Origin of the sequence: Streptomyces cucumeris, assembly GCF_024295805.1 — a bacterium.
GTDB lineage: Bacteria > Actinomycetota > Actinomycetes > Streptomycetales > Streptomycetaceae > Streptomyces > Streptomyces cucumeris.
This window is the reverse complement of record NZ_JANCLX010000050.1, coordinates 26,193-42,435: the sequence shown is the minus strand read 5'-3', so window position 1 is coordinate 42,435 and position 16,243 is coordinate 26,193. Positions and strand designations below refer to the sequence as shown.

General features: G+C 69.7%; 19 protein-coding genes and 1 pseudogene. 3 read left to right on the top strand and 17 right to left on the bottom strand.

Annotated features, from left to right (window positions below; genetic code table 11):
- On the top strand, window positions 1-518 hold a 518-nt coding region (locus NMK44_RS39315), incomplete at its 5' end, for a hypothetical protein (RefSeq protein ID WP_254752542.1).
- Window positions 519-608: 90 nt separating this feature from the next.
- Here NMK44_RS39315 and NMK44_RS39310 read toward each other — a convergent pair.
- Entirely contained in the window at window positions 609-1,112 is a 504-nt protein-coding gene (locus tag NMK44_RS39310) for a hypothetical protein (protein WP_254752540.1), read from the bottom strand.
- Between the two features lie 392 nt (window positions 1,113-1,504).
- Here NMK44_RS39310 and NMK44_RS39305 point away from each other — a divergent pair, with 392 nt between their 5' ends.
- Window positions 1,505-2,203, top strand: coding sequence for a DUF5655 domain-containing protein (locus tag NMK44_RS39305; protein ID WP_254752556.1), 699 nt, complete (start codon window positions 1,505-1,507; stop codon window positions 2,201-2,203).
- Window positions 2,204-2,379: 176 nt separating this feature from the next.
- Here the strand turns inward: NMK44_RS39305 and NMK44_RS42550 are convergent, their stop codons facing one another.
- The 6 genes from NMK44_RS42550 to NMK44_RS39275 all read right to left on the bottom strand — a co-directional run bounded on the left by NMK44_RS42550 (window position 2,380) and on the right by NMK44_RS39275 (window position 8,647).
- Window positions 2,380-3,741: an SPDY domain-containing protein gene (locus NMK44_RS42550; RefSeq protein WP_254752538.1), complete on the bottom strand. Its 1,362-nt coding sequence runs from the start codon at window positions 3,739-3,741 to the stop codon at window positions 2,380-2,382.
- Window positions 3,742-3,806: 65 nt separating this feature from the next.
- Window positions 3,807-4,925 carry a DnaB-like helicase N-terminal domain-containing protein gene (locus tag NMK44_RS39295; protein ID WP_254752536.1) on the bottom strand — a complete coding sequence of 373 codons (1,119 nt, stop codon included), beginning with the start codon at window positions 4,923-4,925 and terminating at the stop codon, window positions 3,807-3,809.
- Window positions 4,925-6,193: a DNA cytosine methyltransferase gene (locus NMK44_RS39290; protein WP_254752534.1), complete on the bottom strand. Its 1,269-nt coding sequence runs from the start codon at window positions 6,191-6,193 to the stop codon at window positions 4,925-4,927. Before NMK44_RS39290 ends, NMK44_RS39295 begins: the two co-directional genes overlap by 1 nt.
- Window positions 6,190-7,080 carry an adenine nucleotide alpha hydrolase family protein gene (locus NMK44_RS39285; RefSeq protein ID WP_254752554.1) on the bottom strand — a complete coding sequence of 297 codons (891 nt, stop codon included), beginning with the start codon at window positions 7,078-7,080 and terminating at the stop codon, window positions 6,190-6,192. The genes NMK44_RS39290 and NMK44_RS39285 overlap by 4 nt, the downstream gene beginning before the upstream one ends.
- 246 nt (window positions 7,081-7,326) lie before the next feature.
- A complete protein-coding gene (locus NMK44_RS39280) occupies window positions 7,327-7,737 on the bottom strand; it encodes a hypothetical protein (RefSeq protein WP_254752532.1) in 411 nt (136 codons plus the stop codon).
- A 184-nt stretch (window positions 7,738-7,921) separates the two neighbouring features.
- Window positions 7,922-8,647 (bottom strand): SPDY domain-containing protein, encoded by a 726-nt coding sequence (locus NMK44_RS39275; protein ID WP_254752530.1) that lies wholly within the window; start codon window positions 8,645-8,647, stop codon window positions 7,922-7,924.
- 99 nt (window positions 8,648-8,746) lie between these two features.
- Here NMK44_RS39275 and NMK44_RS39270 point away from each other — a divergent pair, with 99 nt between their 5' ends.
- Window positions 8,747-8,995 carry a hypothetical protein gene (locus tag NMK44_RS39270; RefSeq protein ID WP_254752528.1) on the top strand — a complete coding sequence of 83 codons (249 nt, stop codon included), beginning with the start codon at window positions 8,747-8,749 and terminating at the stop codon, window positions 8,993-8,995.
- A gap of 10 nt (window positions 8,996-9,005) precedes the next feature.
- Here NMK44_RS39270 and NMK44_RS39265 read toward each other — a convergent pair whose 3' ends face one another.
- The 10 genes and pseudogenes from NMK44_RS39265 to NMK44_RS39225 form a co-directional block, all read right to left on the bottom strand.
- Entirely contained in the window at window positions 9,006-10,796 is a 1,791-nt protein-coding gene (locus NMK44_RS39265) for a type IV secretory system conjugative DNA transfer family protein (protein ID WP_254752526.1), read from the bottom strand.
- Between the two features lie 30 nt (window positions 10,797-10,826).
- A complete protein-coding gene (locus NMK44_RS42545) occupies window positions 10,827-11,027 on the bottom strand; it encodes a hypothetical protein (RefSeq protein WP_308358786.1) in 201 nt (66 codons plus the stop codon).
- Between the two features lie 57 nt (window positions 11,028-11,084).
- Window positions 11,085-11,387: pseudogene (locus NMK44_RS42540) on the bottom strand (SPDY domain-containing protein); the annotation flags it as partial.
- Window positions 11,388-11,463: 76 nt separating this feature from the next.
- Window positions 11,464-11,976, bottom strand: coding sequence for a hypothetical protein (locus NMK44_RS39255; RefSeq protein WP_254752524.1), 513 nt, complete (start codon window positions 11,974-11,976; stop codon window positions 11,464-11,466).
- Window positions 11,977-12,094: 118 nt separating this feature from the next.
- The gene (locus NMK44_RS39250; protein WP_254752522.1) at window positions 12,095-12,904 is read right to left on the bottom strand and encodes an SPDY domain-containing protein; all 810 of its coding nucleotides are present in this window, start codon (window positions 12,902-12,904) and stop codon (window positions 12,095-12,097) included.
- Complete coding sequence (locus NMK44_RS39245) at window positions 12,886-13,242, bottom strand: hypothetical protein (RefSeq protein WP_254752520.1); 357 nt, start codon at window positions 13,240-13,242, stop codon at window positions 12,886-12,888. The genes NMK44_RS39250 and NMK44_RS39245 overlap by 19 nt, the downstream gene beginning before the upstream one ends.
- A gap of 28 nt (window positions 13,243-13,270) precedes the next feature.
- Window positions 13,271-14,074: an SPDY domain-containing protein gene (locus NMK44_RS39240; protein ID WP_254752518.1), complete on the bottom strand. Its 804-nt coding sequence runs from the start codon at window positions 14,072-14,074 to the stop codon at window positions 13,271-13,273.
- Window positions 14,071-14,454 (bottom strand): hypothetical protein, encoded by a 384-nt coding sequence (locus tag NMK44_RS39235; protein WP_254752516.1) that lies wholly within the window; start codon window positions 14,452-14,454, stop codon window positions 14,071-14,073. The genes NMK44_RS39240 and NMK44_RS39235 overlap by 4 nt, the downstream gene beginning before the upstream one ends.
- 274 nt (window positions 14,455-14,728) lie before the next feature.
- Window positions 14,729-15,136, bottom strand: a complete 408-nt coding sequence (locus NMK44_RS39230) for a hypothetical protein (protein WP_254752514.1) — start codon at window positions 15,134-15,136, stop codon at window positions 14,729-14,731.
- Between the two features lie 155 nt (window positions 15,137-15,291).
- Entirely contained in the window at window positions 15,292-16,053 is a 762-nt protein-coding gene (locus NMK44_RS39225) for a hypothetical protein (RefSeq protein WP_254752512.1), read from the bottom strand.
- Window positions 16,054-16,243: the final 190 nt, after the last annotated feature.

Here is a 16,243-nt window from a genome sequence, read left to right as displayed (position 1 = left end):
GGGGGCGGGAGCAAACGGCGCCCCGCCGCCCGGCGGGCGGGCCCCTCTTTTCCCCCCCCACCCCGACGAAGGACTACGCATTGACCATGCAGTTCCCGGATCCCGGGCGCGTCATCGAGACCGAGATCCGGATCAAGGCCCGAAGGATCCTCAAAGCCATGTCCACCGATGCCCTCACGGTGTGGGAAGAGGCCATGGAAGAGGTCAAGGAAGATGCACTGGGCGAGGGCATTGTGTTGTCCACTCAGGCATTCAAAGGAAGGTTCGACACCGACGACGAAGTCTGGCTCGGCCCCCGGGAGCTGAACCTTGACCGATACATGTGCGAAGAGGGCCTGGGCGTGCTGACGATGGTCGAGTACGCCATCGCAGGAACCGTCACCCGGTGCGAGGTGGTCACGTGCCGTCAGTTCGGTGATGTGGTCCACCGCATGGTCGTCGGGGAAATCGTGGTGGGCGGCACGCCCACCAGTCCCAGCCGTCCGGCGATCCCCCAAGTACGGCTGGAACTACCCTAAAAGTAAATGCAGTTCGACGGAGCAGATTACCTTCGTGACGGATGGGGGGTGCCTATCAGAGAACAACGGAAGGCACCTTCCTCACCCTTGTCACGCGGATTCCGCCTCCGCGGCGGCCCGTCGGGCCAGTCGGTGCGCTTCGGGGAGGGCTTCGGGCGTCGTCAGAGGAAGACGCACCGCATGGGCATTGTCGGCTTGGACGTTGCGCGCGGCAGCAAAGCGACAGCCGTCCGCGGCGTGGCTGGGAAGACGGAAGTCCAGGTATGTACGGTCCGGACGTACGTAGCAGTAAGCGCCCACTCTGCGCGGCCCCGGAACGTACAGCTTCACATAACTGGTCTTCTCAGTACCGAGTTCGGCGACGGCACCGTGATCGCGAACTTCCGTTTCCACGAACGAGATGAAGAGGTCGGCGTGCTGGGAGGGGGCACGCGTGCGCAGCAGGGTGAGCACGTCGCGATCCAGTACAGGTTCGGTCCGCACCTCTGCCGCCTGCGAAGTGCTGTGCAGACTGAAATCGGCCCCGTGAGCGGCCAACGCATCAATCAGCGCCGGCAGTTCCTCGGGGCTCGCGTGAATGCTCACCTTGATCATCCGAATCGGCTCCTTGATCTCGTACGGGTGCCTTGCGGCAGCCAACCGAGAGCAGCATAGGGGAAGCAGGTGACCAACTGTTAACAGTTCACGGACCGCTGTTCGTTTACTCTTCGGGTCCGCTGCAGCTACGACCGTCAGGGTTGTCTATCGTGTCCGATATCGCATCATGTGCGCACCGCTTTACGGCCAGGCGGGCGGAGCCGCCATTCAACAGGCCGCCGTGACTCCGGTCGATCACGCTTCGACGGCACACGCTTGCGGCTCAGTGCCACTGAGTAGCCGCCCTGATGGACGGACCCTCCCCGGAGAGGCCCGGACGGGCTACGGTAACGACCCAGACTCGGCGTCACGCACATGTAGTCTATGTATCGTCGCAGTTCAGAGCCGGTATCCAAGCTCCTGCGGTCGGTAAAATCGAGTACAAGCGCGGCACGGATGCCGGCGTGATCAACCAGGGCCTGTTCTACCTGGCCTGGCTGCTGGACCACCGCGCCGAGTTCGAGCGCCTGGTCCGAGACCGGCTCGGGGTGACGGCCGCGTCCCAGGTCCTGTGGAGCGGCCCGCGCCTGATCTGTATCGCCGGCGACTTCACCCGCTACGACGTGCACGCCGTGCGCGAGCACCGGCGCTCGATCGACCTGGTCCGCTACCGACTCTTCGGCAGCGACCTGCTCGGCCTTGAGACCGTGGCCGCCGTCAGCGGCGACATGCAGGTGGCCCGCCGGGCACAGCGCCATCCGGCTGCCCGGGCAGCGGCCGACGTTCAGGGTGCGGCGATGATGGAGTTGGCGGGCGCAGTTGACGAGGTCCTGCTCGGGCTCGGGGACGGTGTGAACCGCGTGGAGCGCAAGACCTACCGGGCGTATCAGCGGCTGCGGAACTTCGCCTGCCTGTGCCCGCCGCAGCGCAGCAAGCTGCTGGTCTACCTGAAGGTCAACCCGAAGGACGTCGACCTCGTTCCGGGCTTCACCCGGGACGTGCCCGGTCTCAGACACCACGGGACGGGCGACCTGGAGGTTCAGCTCCGTACGCCGAGGGACGTGGAGCGGGCGCAGGATCTGTTCCGGGCGAGCTATGCGGCGGCGTGATCAGATGGCGCTGCCTGTCACCTGGCGGGCTGTGCTTCGTGTCGTGTCTGTGGTCGTGGGTGGTGCCTTTCGACGTCCGGGCAGGGGGTGGCGGTGGACTATCTATGGTCCGCAGGTTCGCCGGTTTGGCCAACCGGCGATCCCGGGCTATGTTGCCCGGTCGTGAGGGCCGATGATCAGCGTGAACGGCTGCTGGGGCGGCTGGCGGTGGCCGCCGGAGCTGCTGGCGCACTGTTGGCGAGGCGGGTCCTGTGCTCGCGGCCCGGCTGGACCTCGTGCATGCAGGTCTGATGGGCGAGAGTCTCGGAGAGACCCGTCAGCAGCGAACTCGGGGTGTGCAGGGACGCGGTGATGGTCCAGGTGGCCCGGTCCGGACCGGGGCCGGCCCAGATGGTCCAGGTGACCAGGTTCTGGCTCGGGTGCTGTGCGGTGAAGGCTTCGAACTGGACGCCCGCAGCCCCGTCGGGGGATGTCCAGCGGATCCATCGCCCGTCCACGGTGTGCTTCCATCCGGCGTCGGAGAGGGGCTGGGTGGCCGCAGCGACAGTCCTGTCGTCCACCGGGGTGTCGATGGCTGTGTCCCAGCCGTCGGCGTCGGCGAGGTGGATGAGCAGATCCTGCAGCACTGGGGCGGGGGTGGCGCCGGTCGCGGTGAGGTGCCACATGCGGTCGGAGACGGGTGTCTCGTAGGCGGCTACGGTCCAGGCGGTCTCGTGGGCGGGGGTTTCATGGATGCGCTCGATGCGCAGGGTCTGCGATTCGTGGATGGCATGGGTCGTGTCATCCGACCAGGTCCGCCACCGCTCGAACTCGCCGTGCGTGGTGAGGAAGGTGTCGAGGAGCGCGTCGTGGTCGCCGGTATCGGCGAGGTAGACGGGGACGGTCTCCATCTCGGGGCGGGGAAGGGGTTTCGTTGCGCCGAGGTCTGAGGTGGTGCGGAGTTTGCAGGCTGCGAGTTCGGTGGGAGTCAGAGGGGCCGGGCCGGGGTGCATGTCGGTGCCGTGGGCCTTCTCGAAGGCGAGCAGGGCCTGCGCGGGTGAGTCGAATGTGTCGGCGACCTGGCGCGTGTGGTCCTCGCCGCGGAGGTACACGCTCTTGCCGGTGTGGAGGTAGGTGCCGACCGCGAAGGTGGTCTCGCCATCGTCGGCGTGGGCGTGGATCAAGAGATGCCCGCGGCGGATGTCGTCGTGGATCTTCTGTGCCTGATTGGAGACCTCACGGATTTCGCTGCGGGTCAACCAGGGCATCGGATGTTCCGCCCAGGCCCAGTCTTCGTCGATGGTCTTTTGAAGTCGCGGGGTGATCTCGACGGTGATGCCGTCGGCCCGCAGCTGCGTGGCCGCGTCGTTGGCCCAGTAGGGCTCCTCGTGATCGATGCGGGCCAGGACCAGGACGTTGGTGGCGGCGACGCTCCAGTCGGCAGCTTCCAGAGCCATGGCAGCGACGCGGGCCTGCGTGCCGGTCAGGACGGCGGTCACGGCGCTGGGGTGAGTGGGGTGGGTGTCGAGGCGGACATGGGCGTCGATGGCGGGAGTCACGTGGGGGTCTCATCTGTTCTGCCGGTGGCCGGGCCTTCGGGTCCGGCCACCGGCGTACTCGGGGGTCACCGGGCTGCTCGTGTCGACCGAGCGGTGTGTGCGGCCGTGGTGGTCGGTGGGCCGGCGCGGGTGGTGGGTGCGGGCCGCCGCCGCTGTGGCGGGGCGGTTCCGGTGGCGTGCTGCCAGCGGGTGCGGACTGCGGCGATGTCGGTGAGGGCGCGGCGGGCGCCGACGACGAGCTGGAAGGGAGTGTTCGCCGGGTCATCGGCGTACGCCTCGATGCGCCGGCCGGTGTGATCGGCGGTGGCCAGCAGGGAACGCTGCAGGGCGCGCTCGCCCCAGTGCTCCACGGAACCAGCCGGTTCGGCCAGCATGCGGAGCACCTTGCCTGGTTCATTTCCGTCGTCGAGCAGACCGCGCTGCTGTGCTTCCCACAGGACCGTGACGGGGTCGATGGGCTCGCGGCGCCGGGCCAGGGCGGTCAGGCACTGCCACAGGCCGGCGTGCAGGGGCAGGGTGAGGTCGTCGGGGAGCAGCCACGGGACGGAGTTGATGTCGCAGGGGTAGGCCGTGGCCGTTGCGAGCAGTATCTGCTCCTCCTCGGCTGCCTCTGTGGGGTCGGGCGCGGTGGGCGGCGATGGTGCCGTGGTGCGGGGTAGCACGCCTGCGCGTGGTGGGAATCGGGCTGCGATGTCGTCCACGACCTCGGCGAGCGCGTCGGCCTCGGCGAGCACCGTCTGGACAGGGTGAGGGAGGGAGACGTCGTGGGCGGTGTGGACGAGGTGTTCCGCGGCCGTCTGCAGTCGGCGGCGGGCGTGTTCGGCCTCGACCATCCGGGCATAGGCGGGGGCGTGGCTGGGCCAGGGGCAGACCTGGATGAGGGTGTGCAGGTAGGAGGCGGTCAGCCCGCGCGTCTGCCCCCGGGCTGTGGCGAGTACGTGGTCGAGCCACTTGGTGTTCTTTGCGTGCTCGGCGGGGTCGGGGCGCGGCAGGGTGGTGATCGCGGCGTACAGCGCGGTGTGCGCGGCGGTGGAGAAGGAGACGGCGGCGATGTCGCTCACGTCGTCCACACGGTGCGGGTCGAGGAGGAGGGCTCCGAGGAGGGCCTGCTCGACATGGAACACGGGCCGGGGCGGTGGAAGAGCGTCGAGGTCGTCTTCGTCGGGTTCGGGGGCGCGGGGCATCAGGCGGCGAGGGTGAAATCGTCGGGGTCGAGGGTGACGCCGAGGTGTGGGGCGAGGAGGTGGCCGGCGAGCAACGGGGGCACCGCGTTGCCGATCTGCGAGAACTTCTGGCCCTTGTTGCCGGCCCAGGGGTAGTCGGCCGGGAAGGTCTGCAGAAGGCCGGCCTCGCGGGTAGTGATCCGGATTGGCTCGGGAACGGCCGCGGCGTCGGCATCCTCAGCCGACGGCGAGGCGGGTTCGGCGATCCAGGTGCATTCGTTCGCACGGTGTCCGAAGAACAGCGTGCCGGCCGGCTCCTGGATGGACCGGACGGTGGCGTTGGTCTGGTTGTTGCTGCGCAGGGACCAGGACCAGCGGTGGGCCTGGGCGGTGCACGTGGGTGCCGGAGCGTCGGCGGCGCGGTTTTCGCGTGTGCGCCGGGCCGCCCACCCGGCGCCTTCACGACGGGATTGCAGGACCACCCCATCCGGCCGGGGCACCCAGGTGCCGCGCTCCCGGGCGTCGGACAACGTCTTGCGAGAGCCCGACGGGAACGGCTCCGGCCCGCCACCGGGCCCACCGCCCGCGCAGACGGTAGGGACAGGGCGGTCGGTGGCACCCCATCCCAGGGCTTCAGCCATGCTGACCCAACGGGCGCGGCCGGGACCGAACAGCGACTCCGGCTCCGCGAGTCGGGCGTGCGTGGGCGCGGGGGGTTGCGCCGTACGGACGCGGGAGGCCAGGAGGATCGCCCGCTTCCTGGTCTGCGGAACGCCGAAGTCGGCGGAGTTGAGGATCCCGGACCAGACGGAGAACCCCCAGCCGCGCAGGATGACCGCGTACTGTTTCCACAAGGTCAGGACGTCCGGTACTTCCTCCATGGCGACCCAGTCGGGTTCGCCGACCGTGTTCAGGGCATGCAGGTAGCGCATCGGTTCCGCTGCGAGCAGGGAGCGCTTGTCGAGGCACGCGGTCAGGAGATGTTCGCGCGTGTCGCGTCCGGTGGCCAGGTCCTCGACGGCCTCGTGTACCAAGGGCTGGTCGAGCAGGCCCAGGCGTTTGCCGGCCCTGCTCCACGCCTGGCACGGCGGCGAGGCGATCACCCCGCGGGTGCGGCCGACGAAGGGCCGGGTCGGATACATCGCCACGTCGGTCCGGATGGTCAACTGCTCAGCCGCAGCACGGGTCTTGCACGCCCACTGATCCCATTCCAGCCCGACGTCGCGCACGCCCAGGACGTGCAGCGCTCTGCTCCAGCCGCCCGGCCCCGCGAAGAGGTCGAGTATCACGTGGCCAGCCCGAAGTCGCCCTGCGTCAGCGCGTTGGCGTCGCCGCGGCACGCCCAGGGCGAGCAGCCGTCCTCGACACCGTTCTCCAGGACGTCGGCCTCGCCCGCGCTGATCCGCAGGGCGGCTCGCTCGGCGGCGGTGACGTGGTCGATCGGGGCCTGGCTCAGCGGGACGCGGGAGCGGTGCAGGAACGCCTCGCCGAGCAGACGGCTGCCCGACGCGTTAGCGCGCGCGTTGCCCTGCCGTATGGCCGCGTCGAATTCGACAACGTCCGCCCACTCGGACGGAGAGTTATCCCTGATATGCCTCCACTGCGCGTTTCCATGGAACGGACATCCGAGGCAGCTCGACTTCGGCGTATCGGCAAGCCCGAGCGAAGTCAGGTATCGCACGCAGTCGACCCTGCTCCAGGACATGTCCAGAAGGGGATGCCGGTTGCGCATGTACTTGACGTCGGCATCCTTGGCTCGGTGGAATTCGTCGGTCGATATTCCCACCCACTGTTCGACGAACACCCCCTTAGGTATGCGGGCGGGGTAGGGGAACCCGAGCAGTTCGCGAACCTTCTGCTTGATCGGCTTTATCTTATATTCACCGGTGCACTGCCTCCGGGTCATCCCAGGCCGCCCATCCTTGTTGAGGATGTGGAGGGGCATGGATGCGAATCGGTGTTCCGGGTTCAGGGCGTCACTGCGAATGTTCCCGGCCGACACGCGCAGTACCGGGATTCCGACGGGTGCGGCTATCTCTTCTTCCAGCCGGTCGAGGTGGGCATAAACTGCTTCGGATTCCCATCCGGTGTCAGCGAAAATCGCGTAGTCGACCTTCGGGAGAATCCCTTCGGCTGACAGGGCGAGGAGGGTGCTGGATTGAACTCCCGCACCCAGAGAAAGGGCGCGGAATCGGGGCTGATCTGAAATGGTCTGTCCTGGGAGTAGGGAAACGGGATGGCGCGTCCTCACTGCGGCGGGCGCGCAAGCGACTGAGAGATAACGGCCGGTCGCGGGATATGGCGTGGCAGAGCGCGGGGATGCGGGTGGGAAGGCCGGCGACCGACTCGACCCGATCAGGACGGCCCGCCCTGAGGCGGCGTCAGGGTGCGCCTTTCTCGGCGTGCGGGCTGTCGCCGCAGGTCAGAGGTGGCGTGTGGCCGGTGAAGGCGGGGAGACCACGGGAGCGGTGGCGCTCCGGTCGTGAGCGACCTGAGCGCTGGGTGTGGTGTCCGGGGCGGGCCGGTGGCTGAAGGCGGGGGCCACACAGCCGAGGGCCTGGGCGATCTGCTGGGCCTGACCGTGGGCGTCAGCGAGCTGCTCGGCGACATTGGCAGGGAAGCGGTCCCGCCGGGCTTGGTACTGGTAGCGCTGGATGATCTCGGCGGCGTTGCGCAGCTGTTTGGCGACCTGGCGCAGGACTGCGGTCTTCTGTTCCGGGGTGGTCGCGGTGTGCGTGGCCTGCAGGAGCGCGTCCAGAGCGGCGGGCAGCGACTCGTCGTGCGTCGGAAGGCCGAAGAGGGCGGCGTGCAGTGCTTGGGCGTATACCGTCACGGGCCCGCCCCGGCCGCGGCTGCGGTACTCGACGGGGGCTTGACGGCGGGCGCCGAAACTGACGGTCACGTCTCGGGGGGCGGCACCGGGGTGGAGCTGGTCAGCGAGGGCGCGGGCGAGATCATGGACGGTGGGGGTGTCGGAGGACGTGGAAGCTCCTCGGGGGGACGGATCTGTAGAGCGGTCAGCGGCGGCGCATGGCACGGTCGAGCTGGGCGCCGGCGTGGTGGACATGTGGGTTCACGGCGGCTCCGCGTACGGGGGTGATGAGCGCGTCGTCCAGGTCCTGGACGAGGTAGGGGATGTCGCGGAAGGCGCGCTCGACTGGTGTGGTGGTCGCGAGGTGGGTGAAGAACTGGGCGACGAGCTGCTCGGGGGTGTCCTGGGTGAAGGATGCGTCCCAGTGGGTGTCGAAGCCCTCGTACACGTGGTGCCGGAATCGCCACGGGGTCTCTTCCCCTGGAGTGTGCTGCAGGTGGCAGTGGCCGTCGGGCGAGGTGAAGGTGTCGCCCTCGCGGTGCCAGTGGTTCAGGTCGGCGATCTGTGCGAGAGGGGTGGCGGTGAGCGGAATCCGTTCGATGTGACGGTGGTCGCCGATCAGCTGGGGCAGTGCCTGGGTAACGGCGGCGATGGCCTCGATGGGGGTCTGCCGGGTGAACCGGGCTTCCCAGTACGGCTCGTGGTGCGCGATGGTCCACCAGTGGCCAAGGGTATGGAGGGAGTTGAAGTTCACGAACAGGCTGCCGTCGGGGCTGTTGACGCAGATGCGTCCGTTCGCGTGTTCGTGCTCGCTTGGCCAGCCGAAGAGGTGGATCAGCGGGCCGATCGCGTCGGCGAGTCGGTCGACGCCTGCTCCCGCCAGATGGCGCGGGGAGACCAGGACGCGGTCTTGAGGCTCGAAGGGCTTCACCAAAGGGCTCCTTGTACTGCAAGCGGCTTGGGGGAGACTTGCGAGGGAGGTGTTGCCGGGGCTTCGAGGCGTGGCCTGGCCAGGGTTTAATGTCCTTCGGTGACGGTGATCTTCTGCCTGCTGAACGAGCCCACGCTCGGTCAGGGCCCGGAAGGTGGCGGTCGAGATGCAGGTCCGGTCGTCGAGGTGGCGGGCGACGGGCTGGCTGACGAGGACGACGGCGCGCAGGATGCCGGTCTTGTCCGCAGCTCCGACAGCGGAGATCTGACCCGCGGGTGCCGGGTGGTGGCGGTGCCAGGTGCGCATGAAAGCCTTCGCCCGGCGTGCGCGGGCCAGCGCCAGGTGTAGGGGGTGTTCCTCACGCGGCCTTCCCGAAGTCCGACTGAGTCGGCGTGTGCTTTGCGACGGCGCGGGCGGTGATCGCCTGGGAGGCGCGGGCGGACGCCGCGGACAATTCCTCCGCGCCGGGCTCCCGGTACCACGGCCGAAGATCGAGTATGGCGGCGCGCATGCCGGTGGCGAAGCACAAGGCCGTGCCCTTAGGGAGGGCGCGGATCGCGTCGGCGGGCAGGATCCGCTCCTGCCGCATCGACACCGACGTGCTCTTGCCGGACTCCGAGTGCGAGGTGGACGTGGTCTCCACGTCGTGGTCGCCGATCAGGCGACTGAGCTTGTCGGCGAGGTCCGGATCATCGATTCCAGAGCCGATGACCTTGATGGTCGAGGCGGACCACATGGCGTCCATCCCCGCGTCCCCCCACACCTTCTGCCCCTGGCGGTAGGACTGGAGGATGGTGATCGGGATGATGCCGCGGCTACCCAAGTGGGAGAACAGATCCGGGAGGTCCGCAATTTTGCACACGTTGGCGGCCTCGTCGAGGATCGCCAGCATGGGCGGATCCAGGCGCCCGCCGGCGCGTTCGGCCTGCGCGGTCGCGGCCCGCATCACCGAGTCGGCGCACGCGGCGATCAGCGCCGAGGCTCCACCTCCGCCGTCCTTGCTGAGCAGGAACAGCGTGTCCCTGGAAGTGACGAACTCGGCGGGCCGGAATTCCGCCACGTCCTTCTGCGGGGTGACCCACGCGGCGATCTCCGTGTTCAGGAGAGCGGAGGCGTACTGTCGGGCGGTCTCGTAGATGCCGTCGCGCGTCTCCGGGGGGCCCTCGACGGTGCCCTTGAGCTGGGCGGCGACGGCGGTGAAGCCGTGGTCGCGCAGGATGTCCAGCGGGGTGCGGTCGGCGGGGAAGGCGAGCCACTGCATGATGTCGGTGATCGGGCGCTCGTCGAGTGCTGCGGCCAGCAGCAGTTGGGCCAGGATGTTGCTGCCGGCCTTCGACCAGAAGTCGCCCTGCTGGGAGGCGTCCACCGAGGCGGCGAGGAAGTGTCCGGCGAGCCGGTTCGCCCCGTCCAGGGTTCTTGCGCTGGCAAGGGGATTCCACCACATCTCGCGTGCGGCGTGCGCGATCTGCTGCGGGTCCATGGTCCACACCGCCCCCGCCCGGGCCCTTGCCTCGTGGGCGGTGGTGAAGGCGTCACCGGCGGCCTTGTTCGACGTCAGCAGGACCGGGCCGGGTGCGCCGAGTATGGAGGGGATGGCGAGCGAGGTGGTTTTGCCGGAGCGGGGTGCCATGATGGCGACGGCGACGTCCTCGAAGCCCATGCGTACTTCGTGGCGGCTGCCCTGCAGGTTGCCGAGAAGGATGCCGGTGTCCTTCGCGTCGATGTGCTTGGTGTCCTTGAGGCTGGGGCGCAGGGAGCGGGCTTTGTCGGTGATCGCCTTGGCCATCAGCGGCTCGATGTCCCGGGCCTTGGCCATGCCGGTGATCTTCTTCCGGCCGCCGTTTCGGTTCTTGTGCCGGGCCCACAGGATGCCCGCCCCCGCCCCGAGGGCGAGGAAGACGATGACGGGGACGATGCGGGCGCCGATCAGCAGGGACGTTTCTCCTGCGGCGGGCCAGACCTGTCCGGGGTGGAGCAGGGCCTTGGTCGGCTGGTAGGGGGCCCAGCTGGTGCCGGTGAGGTAGGCGGTGATGTTGCCGGACAGCCAGGCAAGGTGGGCGAGGGGGGCGACGACGGCGAGCACGCCGAGCAGGAGACGCAGGACGAGGTCGTATCCGTCGGTGTTGCTGCTGGAGGAGGAAGGGGGCAAGGGCTACGTGCTTCCGGGCGGGGAGGAGGGTCAGCGGGTGCGGCCGTGCCTGGGCGGCGCCTGGGGCGAGGGGATCGCGACCGGCGGCGTGGCGGTGCGCCGGGCAGCGAGGGAGCGGACGCGGTCTTCTAGCGCGCCGGTGACGTACGCGGCAGGTACGTTGATGAACTGACGGGTGACGACGTCCGGGTCGAGTGTCGGCATATTGCGCCCGCTGTCGGTGCGGTGCACCGGTTTCGGGTCGGAGAGCGCGTCGGTGAACGCGGCGACGAGGGGCGGCGGGGTGTGAGCTCCGAAGCGGGCTTGCCAGACCTGGTGCGTGCCGAGGGTGATGGTGGCGAACCAGGCTCCAGGGTCAGCCGGTGTTCCCAGCCGCTCGACGAATGCCGTCCTGTCGGGGGAAGCGAGGCTGCTGTCGCCGGACGGTGTCCAGCCGTTCTGCCGGAGTGCACCGTATGGATCGCACGGCGCATCGGCGTTGGGGGCCGGATCGGTGAGGGCGTCGGTAACCGCGGCGATCAGTTCAACGGGGGTCCGGGCGCCGAAGCTCGCGTACCAGGCGGGCCGGTTCGGCTCGGCAACGTGGAGCAGGCGGGGTCGCCCCCGCCGGCGAGGTGGCGCGGGGCGATGAAGTCGACCTCGACGGTCTCGGGTGCCGGGGACATGGTCACTTCCGTGCCGCGGTTCGCTGGGCGGGTGCGAGGGCCGGTGTGGGGGCCAGGGGTGAACGGGCCTTGCGGGCTGCGGTGTTGATCTCCCGGAGTGCTTTGCCGTGGGTGGCCCAGTCGTCGAGGTAGCTCCACGATTCGGCGTGATGCTCGGCGAGGGCGCCATCGAAGTCCGGCGTGCCGGGCTTGGCCGTGGCGGGGAGGGCGTCGCGGGTGAGCAGCCACTGCTCGTGCAGTTCGTCGAGCCGGTCGAGGGCGTTGCGTAGGACGCCCAGCTGATAGACCCAGCGACTCTGGACCGTGTTCTCCGGCAGCCGGGTCAGCTGTGTCTCGGCCGTGGCCAGCAGGTGCCGGGCGCCGTAGCGGAGCGTCTCGAACGCCTCGGCGGTGTCGGCGTCGCGCTGACTCGCGCGCAGGCCGTAGGCGTCGTCGTCGTGGGGCCAGCCGTCGAGGTCGGTGTGCTCGTCGGAGTAGGTATCCCAGGCGTCGAGGATCTTCTTGCTGTCGCGCACGTAGTGGTCGAGGTGGCGCAGGGAGTCGCGGTGTGCTCGGTGGTTTCGGGAGATGGGAGAGGTCCTGTCGGTTCAGCGGCGAGCGGCCGGCCGCGGGTGCTGGCGGGGGCCGGGGCGGTCACGGGGGTCTTCTGCTGGCGGCGTGCGGAGCGGGCCTCGCACGGAGTGCTTTGACTCGCGTGGTGTGCGCATCAACCGTCTGCTGCGGAGTGAGCGGGCTGGGCTTCTGCGTCACCCCGTAGGTGGCCGTGCAGTCGAACAATCCGCGTTGCAACGGCGCGGGGTCGGTGAGCGCTTTGAGAAAGGCCGTCACGAGGCGCTCGGGCGTGTAACGGTGGAAGGCGGCGTGCCAGAGGTGAGTGCCACGGCTGCCGACGTCGGTGGGGAGATCGCTCACCACGATGTTCCAGGCGACTCGCACCTGTTCGCGCCACGGCACCGTGCCCGCGCCCTGCCCGGGGAGGCGCTCCACCTTGCAACTCGGATGATCGCTGTAGGCGACTCCGCGGCCGTCAATGAGCCAGCCTGCCGCGTCCAGCACGGCCAGTGGGCCCTTTGGCTCGGTAGGCGTTTGGGCGACGAGCGCGTCGGTGAGGCCGGCGAGGACTTCGGAAGGCACGTGCTCGCCGAACTCGGCATACCAGCCGGGCTCGGTGCCGACGGGCTCAGCCCGTAGCCGCCACCATGCCGAGGTGCGCGACTGGGGGTCAAACTGGAGCCGGTGGCGAAGATCGGGACTCACCAGGACGAACTCGGCGCTCAGGGGGTCGGAGACCGCGTTCCATCCAGCGGCGGCCAGACCGTGGGTGACGTGGCGGGCGTCTCCAGGGCCGGCGAGGTGGCGAGGGCTGGTGTCGTAAGGGATCTGCGTGGCCTGCTTGTCGGCGAAGGCTGCGAGCTGCCGTTCGCTCAGCGGCACCAGCAGCACCCCGCCTCGCTCGTGGGCGAACTGCCGTACAGATCACGGAGATCGTCCAGCACGTAGTGGAGGGTGTGCTGGTCGGCCAGTTCCCACGCGGCGGTGCGTAGTTCGGTGATCAGCAGGTCGGCTTGCGTCGTGCGCGGTGTGTCCGGGTTCTCTTGTACGCCGCGGGCGAGGGCGCGCAGCGTGTCGGCGAACTGGACGGGCAGGCCCGTGTACTCGTCGAGGAGAGGCTCGACGAGAGCGAGCGCCTCAGCGGGGTCGGGGTTCTCCCGCAGGTAGTCGGTAAGGTCCGCGAGCGTTTCGGTCAGGGTGCGGATGGTGTCCGGGGTGAGTGCGGGCATCGGGCTCCTCGGGGCGGGGCAGTTGTGGTCAGCGGCGGGTGCGTGCGCCGCCGGCCGGGGTGTAGGGACGGGCGCTGGTACGCGGCCGGGTGCTGCGGGGGCTGTCCCGGGCCCAGGTGGCGGCTCGGGCGGCCGTGATCCGGGCCTGCTGCCACGCACTGAGCTGGGAGGGTTTGACGGACACCGACCAGGTGCGGATCTGCGCGCTGTGCGGAACGTGTCCGCGCGGGCGCATCACGTGGTCCGGGCTGGCGAGTTCGGTGGAGAAGGCTTGCACCAGGTGCATGGGGGTGTTCGGCGTGAAGTGGGCTGTCCAGCCGTTGCCTTGCTCGTCCTTCGCTCCGGTCCACCACATCGTCGACCCGTCGGCGTCCTGGTGGTACTGCATCCACGCGGTGCCGTCGGGGCTGGTCGCCACGTAGTGCTCGCCCTTGGAACGCGTGTGCCAGTTCTGCTCCTGCAGAGGTGCCCAGACGTTGGGGGCGTGTGCGGATCGGGGACGGGTGAGGGCGTCGGTCAGGCCGGCGACGATCTCCACCGGCGTCTGCCGGCCCAGGTGCGCCGACCACTCGCCGTTGCCGCCGTCTGCTCTGCCGTGGATGGTCCACCCGCCAGGCAGGACGCAAGGGTCGTAGGCGATGCGGACCGTGCGGTCCGGGCTCTCCATGAACAGGGGGCCACCGGATATGGATTTGTCCCGCCATCCCGAGGCACGCGGGAACTCGGAGACGTGCCGGACGTCGCCGCCGCCGGCGAGGACACGGGGCTGGACGAGGTAGTGCTGCTCGGCCTGTTCACCGGGTCCCCAGCCTGGCCACTGCTTCTTCTTCACCGGTGCCGCCGGGCGACGAGCGGTGCGGGTGCCGGCGGCTTCGCACCTGTGGTGGCCGGAGTGGTGCCGGCGAGCTGGAGGCTGTCTTGGTGTTCGTCCAGGTCGAGGACGATGTTGTGCAGTTCGTTCGAGGCGCGGCCCAGGGCGAGCCACACTTCCGGCGGGAGGGCTCCTCGCTCTGCCTGGTCCTTGGCGAACACGCTCCCGGTGGCGACGAGGTGGGTGACGCCACCGAGGACTCCGGAGTCCGGGTCGAGCACGCGGGCGATGACCTGTGCGGCCTGGGGCGGGGGGAGTTGAGAGAGGCGGTCGGCTAGTTGACCGAGCTGGCGGGTGATCTCGTCGGTCAGCCTCACTGCGTAGGTGGTGGGGTGGGACATGCTCCTCCGGGTCGGGGGACGGTTCAGTGGTGGTGGCGCTGTCCGACGCGCTGCGTCTCGGTGAGTACGGCCTGTGGGCGGGCGCCGGCCAGCGGCGAGGTGCGGTCAGGGCCGGTCGGAATGCAGGCGCGCAGGTAACGGCGGAAGAGGGCCGTGGCCAGTCGGGGCTTGAGCCGGTTGCTGATCGGTGGGGGTGTGCGGGTTGCTACGGGTTTCTCCGAGTTTCGGGTGGGAGGCGGGTGGCCCCGGCGCGGTGCCGGGGCCACCCAGGCGCTTATGGCGTTCGGCGGGCCGGGGTTGGAGGCGAGGAGGTGCTGGACGGTGCCGGTTGCCGAGCGGCAGGGCGGCGCGCTCGGTTACGCAGGTCCAGCACGGCCTGCTGGTAGGCGAGTTCGTCGAAGACGTCGGGTGTGCAGTTGACCTCGTACCCGGCCACCAGCAGCGCGGGGATGGCGCGGGTTGCCAGCCGCTTCTGCTCGTCGGCGTCGAGGTGCTCGGGCACGGTGTGCCAGATGTAGAGCGGCGCCTCCTGGGGGTAGGCGTGACGCTCCAGGCCGAGGCGTTCCAGCAGGTCGTGGAGCTGGGCGGGGGCGCCGGTCGGGGTGTCGGCATGGATGGTGGTCGTCAGGGCCTTGATGTAGATCTCGACGTCCGTACCGTATTCGTCGGCCAGATTGGCCATGTAGTTCTCCGGTGTCAGCGGCGACGGGATACCGCGGCTGGGCGCGACCCGGCGGTGGCGGGGCAGCGATCGCCCGCTGCGCGGGGCGCGCGGCGTGATTACGTGCGTGGAGGATGGCGCGCGCGGCCTCGCTCATGGAGGTGGCGGTGTCTGCTTCACCGAGACCGGGTGGCCGGCGTACGGGGGTCGGCCGGGACGGGCGGCACGGACGCGGGGGCGGCGGTGGGGGCGGTCCGGCCTGCGGGGTGCTGCAGAGCGGTGCCGATGCCGAGTGCGTCGAGGCGCGGGCCGATCTCGCGCAGGGCACGGGCCTGGGCTTGGGTGTCGTCACCACTCAGGCGGTAGATGCCGCTCTGCGGGTCCTGGACGAAGCCGTGGGAGGTGAGGACCGCGTCGGCGCGGTCGTCGGCGGGGGCGGTGGCGACGCTGCCGTCCTGCTGCCAGGTCAGGACGACCCGGTCCGGCTGGGAGGGCTGAATGCCGCCCAGGGCGTTGTGCCGGACCTGGGCGAGGGCGCTGTCGTAGCGGGCAAGGAGGTCGCCAGCGATCTGCTCGGCACTCAGGAACGGGTCGTCGACCAGGGTGATGCCGTTGGGCTCGGAGACGCCGTGGTATGCCTCGTCGGGCAGGGCGCGGGGGGCGACGGCGGCGATGAGGAAGCCATCGCGTTCGTCGTGGCGTTCCAGTACGACGAGCTGGGCGCCGTCCGGGCGGCTCAGGACGGCGGCCTGCTGGAGCGGGTGCTCGGTGAGGGAGGCGGCGATCAGGTCAAGGTCCCAGATCCGGTCGGCGAGTTCGGCGAGGTCGTCCTTGGCCTCCGGCGGAAGGTGGGAGCTGGTCCAGGCATCGGGGAGTTCGCCGGCGAGGACGTCGGCGTATGAGGTGAGGCGCTCGGAGGTGTCGAAGTGGTCGGGCATGGTGTCCTTGGGCGAGGTGGGAGTCAGCGGCGCAGTCCGGCGGCCAGCGGGGGCGGCGGGGCCGGGAGGGTGCGCGGCGATGGCGCGCAGGCGCATGGGGCGGAGCGCTCGTGCTCGGTGGGCGGGACTTCCTCCGTGCAGGTGCTGCGGCCGGGGTGCTGGGCGTGCCGGTCGGCGAGTTGGCTGCGGG